Below are 14,405 nucleotides of genomic sequence, written 5' to 3' on the forward strand. Positions count from 1 at the left end.
TAAGCCAAAATTACAGACGAAACCTGTTTATCCCATATTAGAAATCATACAGGTCCTGTTGCCAGGTATATAACGCCGCTTCCGGTTTTGAATGTTCCGATATCTCATCTTCGTACCAAGAAATTTAAAACTATGAATGTTATAAAGGTGATTTCAACGGTTCTGTCCACATCCTGTATATTGTATACTGTTTCAGCCCAGGATGTTAAAAAAATCAACATTAAAGGCCGTATCCTAAGTGAGCAAACCATGCTGCCTTTGGAAAACGCCACCATCATTTTATTAGCACAAGGATCTGAAAAATTACAGACCATCAGCACCGATAAAAACGGGGAATTTAGAATTGAAGCCAATACAGGAAGATATGATATGAAAATCCAGGCGGCCTCATTCAAACCTGTTTTCCTTCAAAATAAAGAGATCAGCGGGGATACTGATTTAGATAATATATTGCTGCAGGAAGATTACCAGCAGGTAGAAACAGTAAACATCACTGGTGAAAAATCCAATTTATCAATTAATCTGGATAAAAAGACTTTCTATGTAGGAAAAGATCTCCTGTCTAAAGGAGGAAATGCCAATGATATCCTGAACAATGTACCTTCGGTAAACGTAGATGCAGCCGGAACCGTCAGCCTGAGAGGAAATGCAGGGGTAAGGGTTATTATTAACGGCAAACCTTCCGTAATATCCATGAACAACGGACTGGAACAGATACCCGCAAGCCATATCGAGAAAATAGAGGTGATTACCAATCCTTCTGCAAAATATGAAGCCCAGGGTGCGGCAGGGATCATCAATATTGTCCTGAAAAAAAATACTTTATCCGGCCTAAACGGTTCCATACAGGCCGGTGCCGGGGATCCCACGAATTACAACGGCAACATCAATCTCAGTTACAAAACAGAAAAATTTAACCTGTTCAGCAATATGGGGGTACGTTTCAGGGATATGCAGATCAGAACCGAAAGGGTACAGACCACTTTAAATAGCAGCGTAAAAAATATACTGAGGCAAAATGACCTGACAGAAAGACGCGACCAGGCTTATAATTTTTACATTGGCGGTGATTATTATATCAATCCTAAAAATACATTAACCGGCAGTTTTTACCACAGTACCTTAATCGTAAGGAATAACACGGATTATGATTATGACTACTATAATGCAGATGATACACCGCACAGTTCAGTCTTCCGTTTCGAACATTATAAAGAACCAAAAAAATACAACCAACTGGAGCTGAGCCATGTGAAAACCTTTGAACAGAAGGATAAAAGCTGGACAACCAGCCTGAGATATGATTTCTGGAACGATGATGAAAACCAGAATATCAGCCAACGTAATCTGTTTCCGGATGAAGGTCCTGATGACCGTCTTACGACCCGGAATATAGAAAGCAGCAATGATATCTACATCCAAAGCGATTATGTAAGCGAAAAAGACAACAGTAAGCTTGAAATAGGAGTGAGGGGAGATCTGCGTGCCATAAAAAGTGATTACTGGGCGAGATCAAACGGAGTGCTTCTACCGGACTATGAAAATAAGCTTAATTATGATGAGAATCTGTTCGGGGCCTATATGCAATGGGGCAACAAAAAAAATAAATGGAGCTATTTATTAGGGCTGCGCACAGAATTATCCCTGATTGGCATTTCGGACCGTAAAGGTTTATTTACAGCCGATAAACACTATATTGATTTTTTTCCGACACTTCATTTAGGGTATAAGCTGACAGAAAACACGGATCTTCAGCTAAGCTACAGCAGAAGGATCAACCGCCCGGAATTCTGGCAGTTAAATCCATTTGGCGGCCTTTCTGATCTGCGGAACCTTACCATCGGTAATCCGGATCTTGATCCCACCTATACCTATTCCATAGAATGGTCTTTGCTAAGCAAAATAAATAAATTTACAGTGACTCCGTCCATATATTATAAACATACGACGAATTATTTCCAGTATGTTCTTAAACAAACAGAAGATGGAAATTTTCTCCGGACACCTGTCAATCTGGATTATGAAGAAAGATATGGCTTGGAGATTTCAAGTACTTACAAGCCTTTCGCCTGGTGGAATCTGGCATTGAACTTTAATTATTACGGTTTCAGGCAGAAAGGGGAGTTTGAAGGAAAACAATATGGATCTGCAGATACCATGTGGACTGCAAAAATTAATTCCCAGATGAAATTTCCCAAGAACTTTGCTATAGAATCCATGTTCAGTTACAGAGGGAAATTTCAGGATATACAATCTGTGAATAAAGCTGTATACCGTCTGAATATAGCGGTTAGCAAAGATATACTGAAAGAAAAAATGACCGTCAGTATGGCTTTTAACAATATATTTGATTCTCTTATTGAAAGACAGGAACTCAATACCCCTGACTATCAGTTACAATCTACAGCTTATGGAGTAGGAAGGGTTATTAATCTCACAGTTGCTTACAGATTCAACAGGAAAAAAGAAGAAAAAGACCGCCTGCCTGATGAGAATTGATTTAAATTTTTTACAATTTCAGTTTTCCTGCCAATTGATAGAGAAAATAGACTGATCACAGACTAGCCTCAATAAATGATGCCGTTCGTATATTATTTATTGTTGTTTAAATAATATCAACTTTCAGGTTCTCTCTGTTAAAGTATTTTAATTATCTTACTGCATATTTATATTTTTATAAAGATGAATAGAGCTGATTTCCTGAAGCTGACTTTTACATTATCTGCAGCGATATGTATACCACGTTCTTTATTTGCCGGTTACGATGCGAAACGTTTTCTGCACAAACGTTGCAGACCGGGAGACACTCAATGGCCCTCTGAAAAAAGCTGGACCGAATTATCCCAAAAGATTAAAGGCCGTCTTATAAAATTAGAGTCTCCGTTTAAGGATTGTAAGGGTGAAACAAAGAATCAATCATGTGAGAAGATTTTTGACAATATAAAAAATCCTTACTACATAGGAGATTATCCTGCTCTTACTCAAATATCAGGGTGGTTAAATGCCTGGACCGCTTCAGTAAGCGTATATGCTGTACGGGCAGAGGATTCCGGTGATGTGGCAGCAGCAGTAAATTTTGCTCGTATCAATAACTTAAGATTAGTTATAAAAGGAGGCGGACATAGCTATCAAGGTACTTCCAATGCACCGGATTCTTTGTTGGGATGGACAAAAGCGATGAACAAAGTAGAACTGCATGACGCTTTTATTCCGTCAGGATCAAATGATCAAGTGTCACAAAAGGCGGTAACTATTGGAGCAGGAGCCATTTGGATGCAAGTATATAACACTGTAAGTGTTAAAGGCGGCAGATATGTACAAGGTGGAGGATGTGCCACAGTTGGTGTGGCAGGATTAATTCAAAGTGGGGGATTCGGCAGTTATTCCAAAAATTATGGACTTGCCTCAGCTTCTTTGCTGGAAGCGGAAATGTAACAGCAGACGGGAAAATTTTGATCGTAAACGCTTATCAGTACCCTGATCTGTTTTGGGCTTTAAAAGGAGGTGGGGGCGGAAGCTTTGGTGTTGTTACCAAAGTGACGTTAAAAACCCATGATCTGCCTTCCTGGTTTGGTGTTGTTTCCGGAACTATACGGGCTAAATCTGACCAGGCGTTTGGAAAACTCCTTGAATATTTTGCAGATTTCTACAGTGAGCAGCTTTTTAACCCGCATTGGGGAGAACAGGTCCGCTTATATTCCGATAACCGTTTTGTTATTGATATGAGCATCATCAATGTGGAATTACAACAAGCTAAAGAAATATGGAAGACATTTGAAGATTGGATCAATACCAATAAGCAGGATTTTTCCTGGGAATCACCATTGAATGTTGCATTGCTGCCCGGCAAATATATGTGGAATGCTGAAATTATTGGTAAGTATGCTCCATCTGCAATTGTTCACGATGACAGAGAAGGTGCTCCTTCAGAAAATATTTTTTGGTCAGGAGATCAGGAACAAGCCGGTCAGTTTTGGTATTCATACCATTCTGCCTGGTTACCAGACCAGCTCTTACAGAAAAACAAACATGAGTCATTGGCACAGGCATTATTTGCAGCCAGCCGGCATTGGACGGTAGGAATTCATTTTAACAAGGGTATGGCCGGTGCACCATCATCAGTGATTCAGAACGCACAAAATACTGCGATGAATCCTTCGGTATTACAGGCTTTTGCTCTCGCTATTATAGCCGGAGGAACTGAAGAGGGCCCTGTTTTCCCTAGTGTTTCAGGGCATGAACCTGATTTGGAAAGAGCTCAGAGAAATGCCGGCCATATTGATAAAGCCATGAAAGAATTACGTAAAGTAGCTGTAAACACCGGTTCCTATGTTTCAGAAAGTTATTTTTTTGAACCTGAATGGCAACAATCTTTTTGGGGCAGCAATTATGTAAAACTCCGTAAGATAAAACAGAAATATGACCCTGATGAGTTGTTTTTTGTGCGTCATGGGGTCGGCAGTGAACGCTGGAGCGATGATGGTTTCGAAAGAATTTAGAAAGCTATAGACGCACAAACGCACAAAAAGGAAAGTAATTAAAGAAATATGAGGCAGGCTTTATAATTGTTGAAAAAATTCAATTTAACATAATATAAATTATAGGATAAAAATTTACTCCCTATAAAGAAGTATATTTCCAATTAAATTCTTTAAGATTCTAATTCTGCTTCTTTATGGCTTCACAGTTATGGTAAACTGATCCAGATTTAATTCTTAATAAAGTATTACAACTGAGATTCAATTCTTTAAGGTCCAGTGAACCATATGCTTTAAATTCGGTTATTTCATTATCAAAAATATTGACTTTCTGTAATTTGAGATTATTGCGCAAATTTTCACCTTATTTTTTTAAAATCTTCCAGGCTGGTAAAGTTCTTAATTCTCACTAATGAAATAATTCCGGCATTATTCATCTATAGCTTTTATAAGTTTCCTGCTTATCAAAAGAGACTTTCGGAAGTATATATCTTAATTTTCTTTGTGCTTTGGTCACAGAAAGAAGCCTAAGTTTTACCTAAAAAACAAGAAATTTTAAACCGCAACAACCTTCTCTATCCTTTTATCCTTTAATTTTTAAGTCTTTAAATAAATGGCCATCTGCCTTATTATTTTCCAGGCAGATAGTATAGTACATGACTTGAAAAAGACCCTTTATATGGGAGTTTTGTAATTTTCCACATTTGAAATGGACGGGATTTTCTTTTCATAATTTTTAAACAAAATTCATTACACTTTCCGGAGCCTTACATTTATATCTGTTTATCTAATTACTTTTAATTTTATTAAGTAGTTTTATATCATGGATTATCAAACCTTTCTTCCCTGTGCAGAACTGTCTTCACTGATAAAGTGCTACTGGATCTTAGAAAGTCCGGAGGAAGAAACTCCCCGGCAGCAAACGATTGTTCCCGATGGTTGTATGGAAATGATTTTCCATTACGGAGACCTGTATAAACAATATATGGAAGACGGCCAAGCTGTAGTTCAGCCCAGAAGCTGTGTTTTTGGACAACTGACAAAACCTTTGGTTATAGAACCAACAGGTACTACAGGAATTTTCTCTGTGCGTTTTCATTATGAAGGATTCATGCCGTTTGCAAGCATTCCCATAAAAGAAATGGATGATAAAGCTGTTTCACTAGACAGATTGTTTGGAGGACCAGGAATTGGATTGGAAAAAAGTATATTAGAATCCAAAACACCGGCAGAAAAAATTAAGCATGTTGAAGAGTTTTTACTCAAAAGACTTGATGCCACTGCTATTGACAGAGTTGTTCAATCCACGATAGACACGATTATTACAGCTAATGGTCAGATTTCTATTAGCGAACTTTCTCAACAAACCCATATCAACCGCAGACAGATTGAAAGAAAATTTTCTTCTGCGGTAGGCCTCAGTCCTAAACAGCTTTCAAAAACAATCCGGCTTCAGAGTACTTTAAAACTATTACTTACTAAGGAATTTACAAGCCTCACTGCATTAGCCCACGAATCTGAATTTTATGATCAGGCTCATTTCATCAAGGATTTCAAAGAATTTACAGGGCTTACTCCAAAAGAATTTTACGGTGAAAATCTGAAAATGTCTTATCTATTTTATGGATCCGATTGATATTGTCGCATTTTTACAATTTTGGCCTGTACCAGATCCTGAACTTTGTCTTATTAAATAAAATCAAGACAATGAAAACAAAACTCTTCTTTTCCATTATCGGCTTAACTATTCTATCTGCATGGAGCATAAAGCAAAATGAAATAAGAAAACTGGAATGGCTTATCGGAACCTGGGAAACCAAAACTCCAAAAGGAAGTATGTATGAAACCTGGGCTGTAAAAAGCAGCAGTGAATTCCAGGGAAAAAGCTATTACATAAAGAATAAAGACACAATTATTTCCGAATCTGTCCGCTTGCTTGAAAAAGACAAAAAACTGCACTATATCGTTTCTGTTGCCAACCAGCATGCCGGGCTTCCGGTAGATTTTGTTTCAAAAAACACTTCTGATCCTTCATATATTGTTTTCGAAAATCCACAAAATGATTTTCCGCAGATAATTTCCTACAAAAAAATAAGCAAGGATTCCCTTGTTGCTGAAATCTCAGGAACGATGAATGGAAAAAAGATGAAGCAAACCTTTGCGATGAGGAAAGTGAAATAAAAATTCACTACATTCTTCTTCCAAAATAAATTCTAAAGCAAAGGGTTTCGGCTGCCTCCGGCAGCCGAAACCTATCCATTTCCTTCATCAGGCAAGTTCACTTGCCCATTCTTAGCTCCCTAAATAAAGCAGCCCACATTTTAGAAACTTTGCGTTTATAAGAAAGAATATCTCGCAGATCCAACAGATTACGCAGATTTTTTCCTTTCCTCAATCTGAATTCAAATATTTTGTCTCCGGGTTTAAAACCAAAATTTTGTTCTCAACTTTTCTACTGAAGGATATAAACTTCATTAACTCAATGCAATTTTGTTATTAAAATTGAAAATTTTATAAAAAACACTTGCGTAGTCAAATAACTTCATTTAAATTTGTAGTCAAATAACTACATAATGAATTTAAGAAGAGATGTATTTCAGGCCATAGCAGATCCTACCAGAAGATCTATTTTAATGCTGGTAGCAGCTCAATCTATGACTGCTGGCTCCATTGCATCCAATTTCGATACGGCCAGACCCACTGTTTCAAAGCATCTCCAGATCCTTACCGAGTGCGAACTTTTAAGATCTGAACAAAACGGCCGCGAAATTATCTATCACCTCAATCCCAATAAAATGAAAGAAATAGCCGATTTTATAGAACCTTTCCGCAAAATGTGGGACGAAAAGTTCAACAAGCTGGAAAGCGTGATGAAAGCCTACCAGAATATGAATAATAAGTAATGAGTAATAAAACCATACAACTCACACTAAAACTCTAAAACACTAATACTCTCCCACTCTAAAACTCAAAATATGGAACTTAAAACAAAAATTCACGCCGAAGACGGCAAGCAGGAAATATTTATCATCCGGGAATTCGATCTTCCTGTAGAACTGCTTTTCAAAGCCTATACAGAAGCTGAACTTTTCGAACAATGGATGGGAACCAAAGTGACCAAAATGGAAAACAGGCAGCACGGCAGCTACCGTTTTGAAACCTCCAATTCTCAGGGAGATGTCGTTTTCAGCGCCAATGGAACCATCCATGAGATCATTCCCGATCAGAGAATAATCAGAACCTTCCAGATGGAAAACACCCCATTTCCGGTTCAGATTGAGTTTTTAGAATTTGAAAAACTAACGGATACTACCAGCAAAATAACGATTCAGACCATTTACAAGTCCATAGACTTCAGAGATCAGCACCTGAAAATGCCATTTGCTCAGGGAATTAATATGGCACATAACCGTTTACAGGAAGTTTTAGGTGGCAGGTAGCAGATAATAGGTTGCAGGCCACACCACGAATCCTAAAACTCTCCCGCTCTAATAATCTAATACTCTCAAACCCTCAAACCCAAAAACATGAATCCAAAAGTTGATTTTTTCTTTGATAAAAGCCAGCAGTGGCACAAAGAATTTGAAAAATTAAGAGCAATTGCCCTAAGCACCGAACTCATAGAAGATTTAAAATGGGGATGCCCCTGCTATACGTTTGAAGGGAAAAATATTTTCCTGATTCACGGTTTTAAAGAATATTGTGCCCTACTCTTCTTTAAAGGAGCTTTGATGAAAGATCCGGATCAGATTTTAATCCAGCAATCTGAAAATGTGCAGGCTGCAAGGCAGATCCGTTTTACTGATGTGCAGCAAATTAATGATCTGGAAGAAATTATCCGGGCTTATATGTTTGAAGCCGTTGAGATTGAAGAATCAGGAGCGAAAGTGGAAATGAAGAAAACCAAAGAATTTGAAATCGTGGAAGAATTTAAAAGTAAACTGGATGAAAGTCCGGAACTGAAAGAGGCTTTTGAATCCCTTACACCTGGTAGACAGAGAGCGTATCTCCTCTACTTTTCATCAGCCAAACAATCTAAAACCAGGGAAGCCAGGATTGAAAAATGCATTCCTCAAATTCTCAACGGACAAGGACTAAACGACTAATAGTAAAAATAAACCTCATGGAAACAAACAACAAATCACAAAAGAGAAACAATATCATTTATTGGATCTTCACGATCTGGATGGCACTGGGAATGGTTTCTACAGCCATTGTACAGCTCATGAAAAACAAAGACGAACTGGCCAATTTCACCAATCTTGGTTATCCCGCTTACCTGATGACCCTTATCGGGGTATGGAAAATCCTGGGTGTGATTGCCGTATTAATCCCGGGAAGGCCACTTCTTAAAGAATGGGCGTATGCAGGGTTCTTTTTCGTAATGTCTGGCGCATTGATCTCGCACATCATTATTGGAGATACAATGGCAAGAACGCTTCCGGCTTTATTATTGCTGGTTTTGGTTCTTATTTCGTGGTATTTCAGACCTGCAAGCAAAAAGATACCTGTTATCCCTAATTAAAAAATGATTAAACAAAATTTGATATGAGCAAAAAGAAACTGACAGCCGAACAACGCGAAGCACTTTTAAAAGTTTTAAAAACCCGTTTTGAGAAAAATATGAACCGCCACAAAGGCCTGAGCTGGGAAAAGATCCAGTCAAAACTGGAAGCTGCTCCTGAAAAACTCTGGTCACTGAACGAAATGGAAAGTTCCGAAGGAGAACCCGATGTAGTGGGCTACGACAAAAAATCAGATGAGTATATATTCTTCGACTGTTCTCCCGAAAGCCCGAAACGCAGAAGTCTCTGCTACGATTACCAGGCCTGGGAATCCAGAAAAGCCAATAAACCGGAAAATAATGTCATCGATAAAGCTGCCGAAATGGGAATAGAACTTCTCACCGAAGAACAGTACCGTAACCTTCAGGAGCTCGGAAAGTTTGACCTTAAAACATCCAGCTGGGTGAAAACACCAGCCGACATCAGAGAACTGGGAGGTGCCATTTTCTGTGACCGCAGGTACAACACCGTTTTTATGTATCACAACGGAGCAGATTCTTATTACGCAGCAAGAGGCTTTAGAGGAATGCTTAAGGTTTAGCTATATTGACCGCTTCAATTTTTACAGTTTAAATATAAATAAACCCACAAATCTTAGTTTGCGGGTTTTATTTTTTAATGGTTTTCTTTGGAAAGTATGAGTATTAAACTTTGTCTGTTAATCGTAATCATATCTCCGTTTTTAATTTTATGTTTCTTTTGCAATGGCCTCCCATTGACAGAAACCGCGCTGTTAATAATTAGCTGATCCAGCTGTCTCAATGACAGATTCAGGCATCTCCTGATAACCGCTGACATTCTGAGGTGAAAATCAAAAGGGTATTTTAGTTTAAATGTGACTGTTTCAGATTCGAGAAGCAGCATTTCTTTTACCGGAATCTCCTCATGCGCTATGTCATACTCTACGCTGTCCAGATCGGCTTCTACATTATTTTTCCGTCTTAGTTCGTGAGAAAAAGCATACTGCCAGGCGATCTCACAATTATTTTCAGACATTTTAAGAAACAGATCTTTAGGTATAGACTCTGTTCTGATGCGGGAAAATACAGTCAGATTGTACCGGTTGTTACATTCTACGCATCTGTAAATTAACCATATATCAATATTCTTTTTTTGGGCATTCAGTCTGAATTTATCACTGCATTGAAACCTGTTGCTGTCACAGTGATTGCATTTCTTTTTTAGAAGTGGGGAATTTTTGGCTTTGATTTCCCATATATATTCTGTACTCATTACGTATTCGTGCTTAATATTCTTTGTTGGATTTTTTACATATTATTCAGCAGTACAGTTTAAATACGGCAGTAACGATTACATCTTAGAAATGAATGGCTACAAATGATACCGGTTATCGCCCGATTTATGATCAATAGGATCTCAAACAGGAATACCGATGATAGTACGCTAAATAATAGGATTGAAATAAAAACCTGTTCAGATAGAATTATCCGAACGAAAGAATGATCAGCCTGTGGTTATAAGACTGATCTAAGCAATAATAAGTTTAAGAGCTGTTCTCAAAACAGAATATTTACTTGGTTACAGTAAAAGTAAACATTTTTCTGAAGTTGAAACGAATATCCAGTATATTTTCAAGATTTAAATAATCATATTTATAATCAATTATCTTTCATATTTAAATACAATTATTAATTTAGCACACAGAAATTTGAATTTAATATAACAATATTGGGTATGAAAAAAATAATCTTACTGGGGTCCGTATCAGTTTTCCTTATAAACTGCAATAAAAAAACGGAAACCCCTGCACCAAAGACCACTGCTGATACAACAGCTGTAAACGAGCCGGTCATAGATACATTAGGTCCAAAATCATTCTGCTACATAGGCGTTACCGGGAAAGACAGTGTTTTTGCATCCATAGATGATAACCTGGGTACCATCACCGGGAAAATAGCCTATAAAAATCATGAAAAAGACAGTTCAAAAGGCGATGTCACAGGTTTTAAAGCAGGAGATACGCTAAAACTGACCTATGAATTTCAATCTGAGGGAACAAAAAGCAAAAGAGACATTTTCTTCATTCAGAAGGATAATGTTTTAACGGAAGGAATCGGAGATCACAAAGAAGAAGATGGACAGTCCAGATACGCCGATGAAAAAAAGATCAGCTACAAAGATGGCCAGAAACTGGAGCCGGCAGACTGTAAACTGGTTGCAAAGGCTTTAAAGTAAGTAAAAGATGGAAGTCTGAAGAGGGAAGAAGGAAGTCATTGTAGTCGGGAATGAGATTACACAAGGCTTATTTAATTTTTAACCAATGAAAATGTAATTTCAAAAAACTGTAAGTAGTTATCCGTCAAACAATAACTCCCTTCTTCCCTCTTTCAGCTTCCATCCTGCCTACTCCAAAACACAATATTTCTCCTCCATTTGAAATACTCTGCATGATTTTTGCTGGTACAATGTCTCAATTTGATACAACAACAAAATACTTATTATGCAACATTTTCAATTTCAGCCGTTTTCAAAAAATGAACTGATAGAAGGTTTAAAGAAAACCTTTCCGCAATATAAAATTCAGACAAGCTTTGGAGCACTTCAGGTGAGAACAAGTGGTTTCACCCTAACCGGAAACGTAAAGCTCAATACCAATCCTGAAATAGGAAAGCTAAGCACTGAAACCTGCCTCGATTCAGCGGTTCTTTATCTTATTTTTTGCTTCCCGATCGGAATTTATATGATGATGAAAAAGCAGAAAGTAAAACAATTTGAAAGCGAGGTTATTGCCGGAATTAAAAAAATACTGACAGAAGAAAAATAATCTTAAAGGTGGCTAAGGAATTCGAAGCCACCTTTTTTGTATTAAAGCGCTCTTTCAATCAATTCTATAAAAGTCTCCACTGCTTCATCTCCCGTATTCCAGGAAGTAATCAGGCGAATGGCAGATGTTTTTTCATCTATTTTTTTCCAGACATAAAATTCAAATTTCTCCGACAGAATTTCAATAAGCTCATTACTGATGATCGGGAAAATCTGATTGGTATAGGTATCAGACAGAAACTGTACTTCTTTTTCCTTCATCGCTTTTTTAATCTTCATCGCCTGCACATTCGCATGTCTTGCCAGATCAAAATACAGATCATCTTTCATCAGCTCCATAAACTGGATCCCCAGAAGACGGCCTTTGGCCAATAATGCACCTTTCTGCTTGATATTAAAAGCAAAATCCTGCTGCAAATTCTGATTATTAATAACAATAGCTTCCCCGATCAGCGCTCCGTTTTTCGTTCCACCCAGATAAAAAATATCCGTTAGTTCCGCTACCCTTTCCAGGGTCAGATCACTGATTTCAGACGTCAATCCATGGCCCAGCCTGGCCCCGTCCATGAACAGGTACAATCCTTTTGAGCGGCAGAAATCTGAAAGTTCTTTCAGTTCTTCAGTCCCATAAACCGTCCCAAGTTCTGTAGAATTTGAGATATACACCAGTTTCGGCATTACCTGGTGCGGAATATTGGTATGGCTTTCAAGAACCGGAATAATATCTGACGGTCTTAATTTTCCATCTTCCGTGTTAATGCTTAAAATTTTATGTCCGGTAGCTTCAATAGCTCCGGTCTCGTTGTTCAGAATGTGTCCCGGCGCTGCTGATATAACGCATTGATAAGGTTTCAGAACTGATGAAATTACAATAAGATTAGCCTGTGTTCCTCCGGAAACAAGATACACCTCAGAATGTGGATTTTTAATTTTTTCTTTGATCAGTTTTTTGGCTTCCAAAGAATATTCATCCTCTCCATATCCGGCTTGCTGGTCAAGATTATATTGTAAAAGTGCGTTGAGAATATTCGGGTGACATCCCTCTGAATAGTCGTTTTTAAATGAAAATTTCATACAGTAAAATTAAAAAAAGTTAAAATAACAAGAGCCGGTTTTACATAATATTTTGTTAGATTTGTATTGAAAATCATCTAACATTTTGAGAACAACATTAACAGAAGAGAATTATCTGAAGGCTTTGTTTCATTTAGTTGACCATGAAGGGAAAGTGACCATCAATGAACTCAGCAAATTTCTGAACGTGAAAATGCCCAGCGTGAATAACATGATGAAGAAATTTGCAGATAAAAAATGGGTTATTTATGAAACATACAAGCCACTGGTCGTTACAGATAGTGGAAGACGTGAAGCCGCACTGGTGGTCCGCAAACACAGGCTTACCGAAATGTTTCTTGTGAAAAAAATGAATTTCGGATGGGAAAATGTCCACGAAATTGCAGAACAGCTGGAGCATGTGCATTCGCAGGTATTTTTTGATAAAATGGATGAAATCCTTGATTATCCTAAATTTGATCCGCACGGCGAACCCATCCCCGACAAAGACGGAAATATTATCTCACAGGATCTGCAGAAACTGAGTGCCTGTAAACCCGGAGAAACTGTGGTTTTCGCCTCCGTTACGCTTTCGGACGACGGTTTCCTGAGCTATCTGAACGAAAGAAAGCTGCTTCTGAACACCCGAATCAAAATTATAAAAATTGAAGATTTTGATAAATCCATGACCATAGAAATTGATAATCATAAAGAAATCCTCAGTAAAAAAGCGACGGAAATTATATTGGTCAATAGGTAGAAAACTATTCATGGAGCTGTACCATTAATCTTATCATTATTTCTCATGGTTTCATCCAGGAAACCAGTTTCTGCAAGGAAATCCATCGTATAAAACATAGGTCGTAACAGTAATTTTGCATGGTCAAACAGAGCAGAATACAATGTTCTGCCATAAAACCAGAAACAATGAATAAGATGATGTTCAAATCAATGAGAACGGCCAGCTTTGCCTTTAAAGGGATTTTCCTCCTACTTTTAACCTCCTTTGTTTTATTTTCCTGTGATAATAATGACTCTGAAACTCCGCAGATCAATACCGATCAGGCCAATATTCAGGTGGTCAACACCATGTTTGCCGCTTTTGGAAAAGGAGATGTCAAAGGAATGCAGCAAACCGTATCCGAAAATACCGTGTGGAATTATAATGGCACCTCCCCGATTCCCTACAATGGCACGTACACAGGAAAAGAAGGCATTGCAGATTTTGTCAGCAATATTTTTTCAAGCGTGGATGTTCTGAGCTTTAAGGTCAACAAAATGGTTGCCGGAGATCATAATACTGTTGTGGCACTTGGTGAAGAAACCCAGAAAATAAAAAGCAACGGAAAAATGCTTACTCAAAGCTGGGTCCAGGTCTACACAGTAGAAAACGGACTGATTACACGGATGGAAGAATACGCCAATACAGCGGTTGCCGCCGAACTGTTTAAAAACTGATTTCTCAAGCCGAAAAAAATAAGGGATTCCTGCCTGGCAAGAATCCCTTTTTATTTGCAAATGTTTT

16 protein-coding genes are annotated in these 14,405 nt (G+C 38.0%); 14 read left to right on the plus strand and 2 right to left on the minus strand.

What is annotated here, in order from left to right:
• Window positions 1–132 precede the first annotated feature (132 nt).
• The 10 genes from B7E04_RS14720 (at window position 133) to B7E04_RS14760 (ending at window position 9,584) form a co-directional block, all read left to right on the plus strand.
• The gene (locus B7E04_RS14720) at window positions 133–2,499 is read left to right on the plus strand and encodes a TonB-dependent receptor (RefSeq protein ID WP_080779309.1); all 2,367 of its coding nucleotides are present in this window, start codon (window positions 133–135) and stop codon (window positions 2,497–2,499) included.
• Window positions 2,500–2,682: 183 nt separating this feature from the next.
• Entirely contained in the window at window positions 2,683–3,435 is a 753-nt protein-coding gene (locus B7E04_RS22450) for an FAD-binding oxidoreductase (RefSeq protein ID WP_228439935.1), read from the plus strand.
• Window positions 3,436–3,452: 17 nt separating this feature from the next.
• Window positions 3,453–4,499: a BBE domain-containing protein gene (locus B7E04_RS22455; RefSeq protein WP_228439937.1), complete on the plus strand. Its 1,047-nt coding sequence runs from the start codon at window positions 3,453–3,455 to the stop codon at window positions 4,497–4,499.
• An 802-nt stretch (window positions 4,500–5,301) separates the two neighbouring features.
• Window positions 5,302–6,114, plus strand: a complete 813-nt coding sequence (locus B7E04_RS14730) for a helix-turn-helix domain-containing protein (RefSeq protein ID WP_080779310.1) — start codon at window positions 5,302–5,304, stop codon at window positions 6,112–6,114.
• A 71-nt stretch (window positions 6,115–6,185) separates the two neighbouring features.
• A complete protein-coding gene (locus tag B7E04_RS14735; RefSeq protein ID WP_080779311.1) occupies window positions 6,186–6,659 on the plus strand; it encodes a DUF6265 family protein in 474 nt (157 codons plus the stop codon).
• Between the two features lie 392 nt (window positions 6,660–7,051).
• A complete protein-coding gene (locus B7E04_RS14740; RefSeq protein WP_080779312.1) occupies window positions 7,052–7,381 on the plus strand; it encodes an ArsR/SmtB family transcription factor in 330 nt (109 codons plus the stop codon).
• Between the two features lie 72 nt (window positions 7,382–7,453).
• On the plus strand, window positions 7,454–7,918 hold the full coding sequence (locus tag B7E04_RS14745; RefSeq protein WP_080779313.1) for an SRPBCC family protein: 465 nt from the start codon (window positions 7,454–7,456) through the stop codon (window positions 7,916–7,918).
• Between the two features lie 87 nt (window positions 7,919–8,005).
• A complete protein-coding gene (locus B7E04_RS14750) occupies window positions 8,006–8,584 on the plus strand; it encodes a YdeI/OmpD-associated family protein (RefSeq protein ID WP_080779314.1) in 579 nt (192 codons plus the stop codon).
• A 17-nt stretch (window positions 8,585–8,601) separates the two neighbouring features.
• Entirely contained in the window at window positions 8,602–9,003 is a 402-nt protein-coding gene (locus tag B7E04_RS14755; protein WP_080779315.1) for a DoxX family protein, read from the plus strand.
• Window positions 9,004–9,026: 23 nt separating this feature from the next.
• Window positions 9,027–9,584, plus strand: coding sequence for a DUF4256 domain-containing protein (locus B7E04_RS14760; RefSeq protein WP_080779316.1), 558 nt, complete (start codon window positions 9,027–9,029; stop codon window positions 9,582–9,584).
• A 74-nt stretch (window positions 9,585–9,658) separates the two neighbouring features.
• Here the strand turns inward: B7E04_RS14760 and B7E04_RS14765 are convergent, their stop codons facing one another.
• Entirely contained in the window at window positions 9,659–10,276 is a 618-nt protein-coding gene (locus tag B7E04_RS14765; RefSeq protein WP_080779317.1) for a DUF1062 domain-containing protein, read from the minus strand.
• A gap of 462 nt (window positions 10,277–10,738) precedes the next feature.
• Between B7E04_RS14765 and B7E04_RS14770 the strand changes: the two genes are divergently transcribed.
• Window positions 10,739–11,239 (plus strand): hypothetical protein, encoded by a 501-nt coding sequence (locus tag B7E04_RS14770; protein ID WP_080779318.1) that lies wholly within the window; start codon window positions 10,739–10,741, stop codon window positions 11,237–11,239.
• A gap of 265 nt (window positions 11,240–11,504) precedes the next feature.
• Window positions 11,505–11,828 (plus strand): hypothetical protein, encoded by a 324-nt coding sequence (locus tag B7E04_RS14775; RefSeq protein ID WP_062647065.1) that lies wholly within the window; start codon window positions 11,505–11,507, stop codon window positions 11,826–11,828.
• A 41-nt stretch (window positions 11,829–11,869) separates the two neighbouring features.
• Here B7E04_RS14775 and B7E04_RS14780 read toward each other — a convergent pair whose 3' ends face one another.
• A complete protein-coding gene (locus B7E04_RS14780; protein WP_080779319.1) occupies window positions 11,870–12,901 on the minus strand; it encodes a threonine aldolase family protein in 1,032 nt (343 codons plus the stop codon).
• An 85-nt stretch (window positions 12,902–12,986) separates the two neighbouring features.
• Here B7E04_RS14780 and B7E04_RS14785 point away from each other — a divergent pair, with 85 nt between their 5' ends.
• Window positions 12,987–13,640 (plus strand): metal-dependent transcriptional regulator, encoded by a 654-nt coding sequence (locus B7E04_RS14785; RefSeq protein ID WP_080779320.1) that lies wholly within the window; start codon window positions 12,987–12,989, stop codon window positions 13,638–13,640.
• 176 nt (window positions 13,641–13,816) lie between these two features.
• Complete coding sequence (locus tag B7E04_RS14790; RefSeq protein WP_228439939.1) at window positions 13,817–14,338, plus strand: nuclear transport factor 2 family protein; 522 nt, start codon at window positions 13,817–13,819, stop codon at window positions 14,336–14,338.
• The last annotated feature ends 67 nt before the right edge of the window (window positions 14,339–14,405 follow it).

This window comes from Chryseobacterium phocaeense (assembly GCF_900169075.1).
GTDB classification, from domain to species: Bacteria; Bacteroidota; Bacteroidia; order Flavobacteriales; family Weeksellaceae; genus Chryseobacterium; species Chryseobacterium phocaeense.

Coding starts and splice junctions, on each gene's coding strand:
- B7E04_RS14755 (WP_080779315.1), top strand. CDS start 8,602: ATGGAAACAAACAACAAATCACAAAAGAGAAACAATATCATTTATTGG.
- B7E04_RS14740 (WP_080779312.1), top strand. CDS start 7,052: ATGAATTTAAGAAGAGATGTATTTCAGGCCATAGCAGATCCTACCAGA.
- B7E04_RS14765 (WP_080779317.1), bottom strand. CDS start 10,276: ATGAGTACAGAATATATATGGGAAATCAAAGCCAAAAATTCCCCACTT.
- B7E04_RS14760 (WP_080779316.1), top strand. CDS start 9,027: ATGAGCAAAAAGAAACTGACAGCCGAACAACGCGAAGCACTTTTAAAA.
- B7E04_RS14780 (WP_080779319.1), bottom strand. CDS start 12,901: ATGAAATTTTCATTTAAAAACGACTATTCAGAGGGATGTCACCCGAAT.
- B7E04_RS14730 (WP_080779310.1), top strand. CDS start 5,302: ATGGATTATCAAACCTTTCTTCCCTGTGCAGAACTGTCTTCACTGATA.
- B7E04_RS14745 (WP_080779313.1), top strand. CDS start 7,454: ATGGAACTTAAAACAAAAATTCACGCCGAAGACGGCAAGCAGGAAATA.
- B7E04_RS14750 (WP_080779314.1), top strand. CDS start 8,006: ATGAATCCAAAAGTTGATTTTTTCTTTGATAAAAGCCAGCAGTGGCAC.
- B7E04_RS14720 (WP_080779309.1), top strand. CDS start 133: ATGAATGTTATAAAGGTGATTTCAACGGTTCTGTCCACATCCTGTATA.
- B7E04_RS14770 (WP_080779318.1), top strand. CDS start 10,739: ATGAAAAAAATAATCTTACTGGGGTCCGTATCAGTTTTCCTTATAAAC.
- B7E04_RS22450 (WP_228439935.1), top strand. CDS start 2,683: ATGAATAGAGCTGATTTCCTGAAGCTGACTTTTACATTATCTGCAGCG.
- B7E04_RS14775 (WP_062647065.1), top strand. CDS start 11,505: ATGCAACATTTTCAATTTCAGCCGTTTTCAAAAAATGAACTGATAGAA.
- B7E04_RS14735 (WP_080779311.1), top strand. CDS start 6,186: ATGAAAACAAAACTCTTCTTTTCCATTATCGGCTTAACTATTCTATCT.
- B7E04_RS14790 (WP_228439939.1), top strand. CDS start 13,817: ATGATGTTCAAATCAATGAGAACGGCCAGCTTTGCCTTTAAAGGGATT.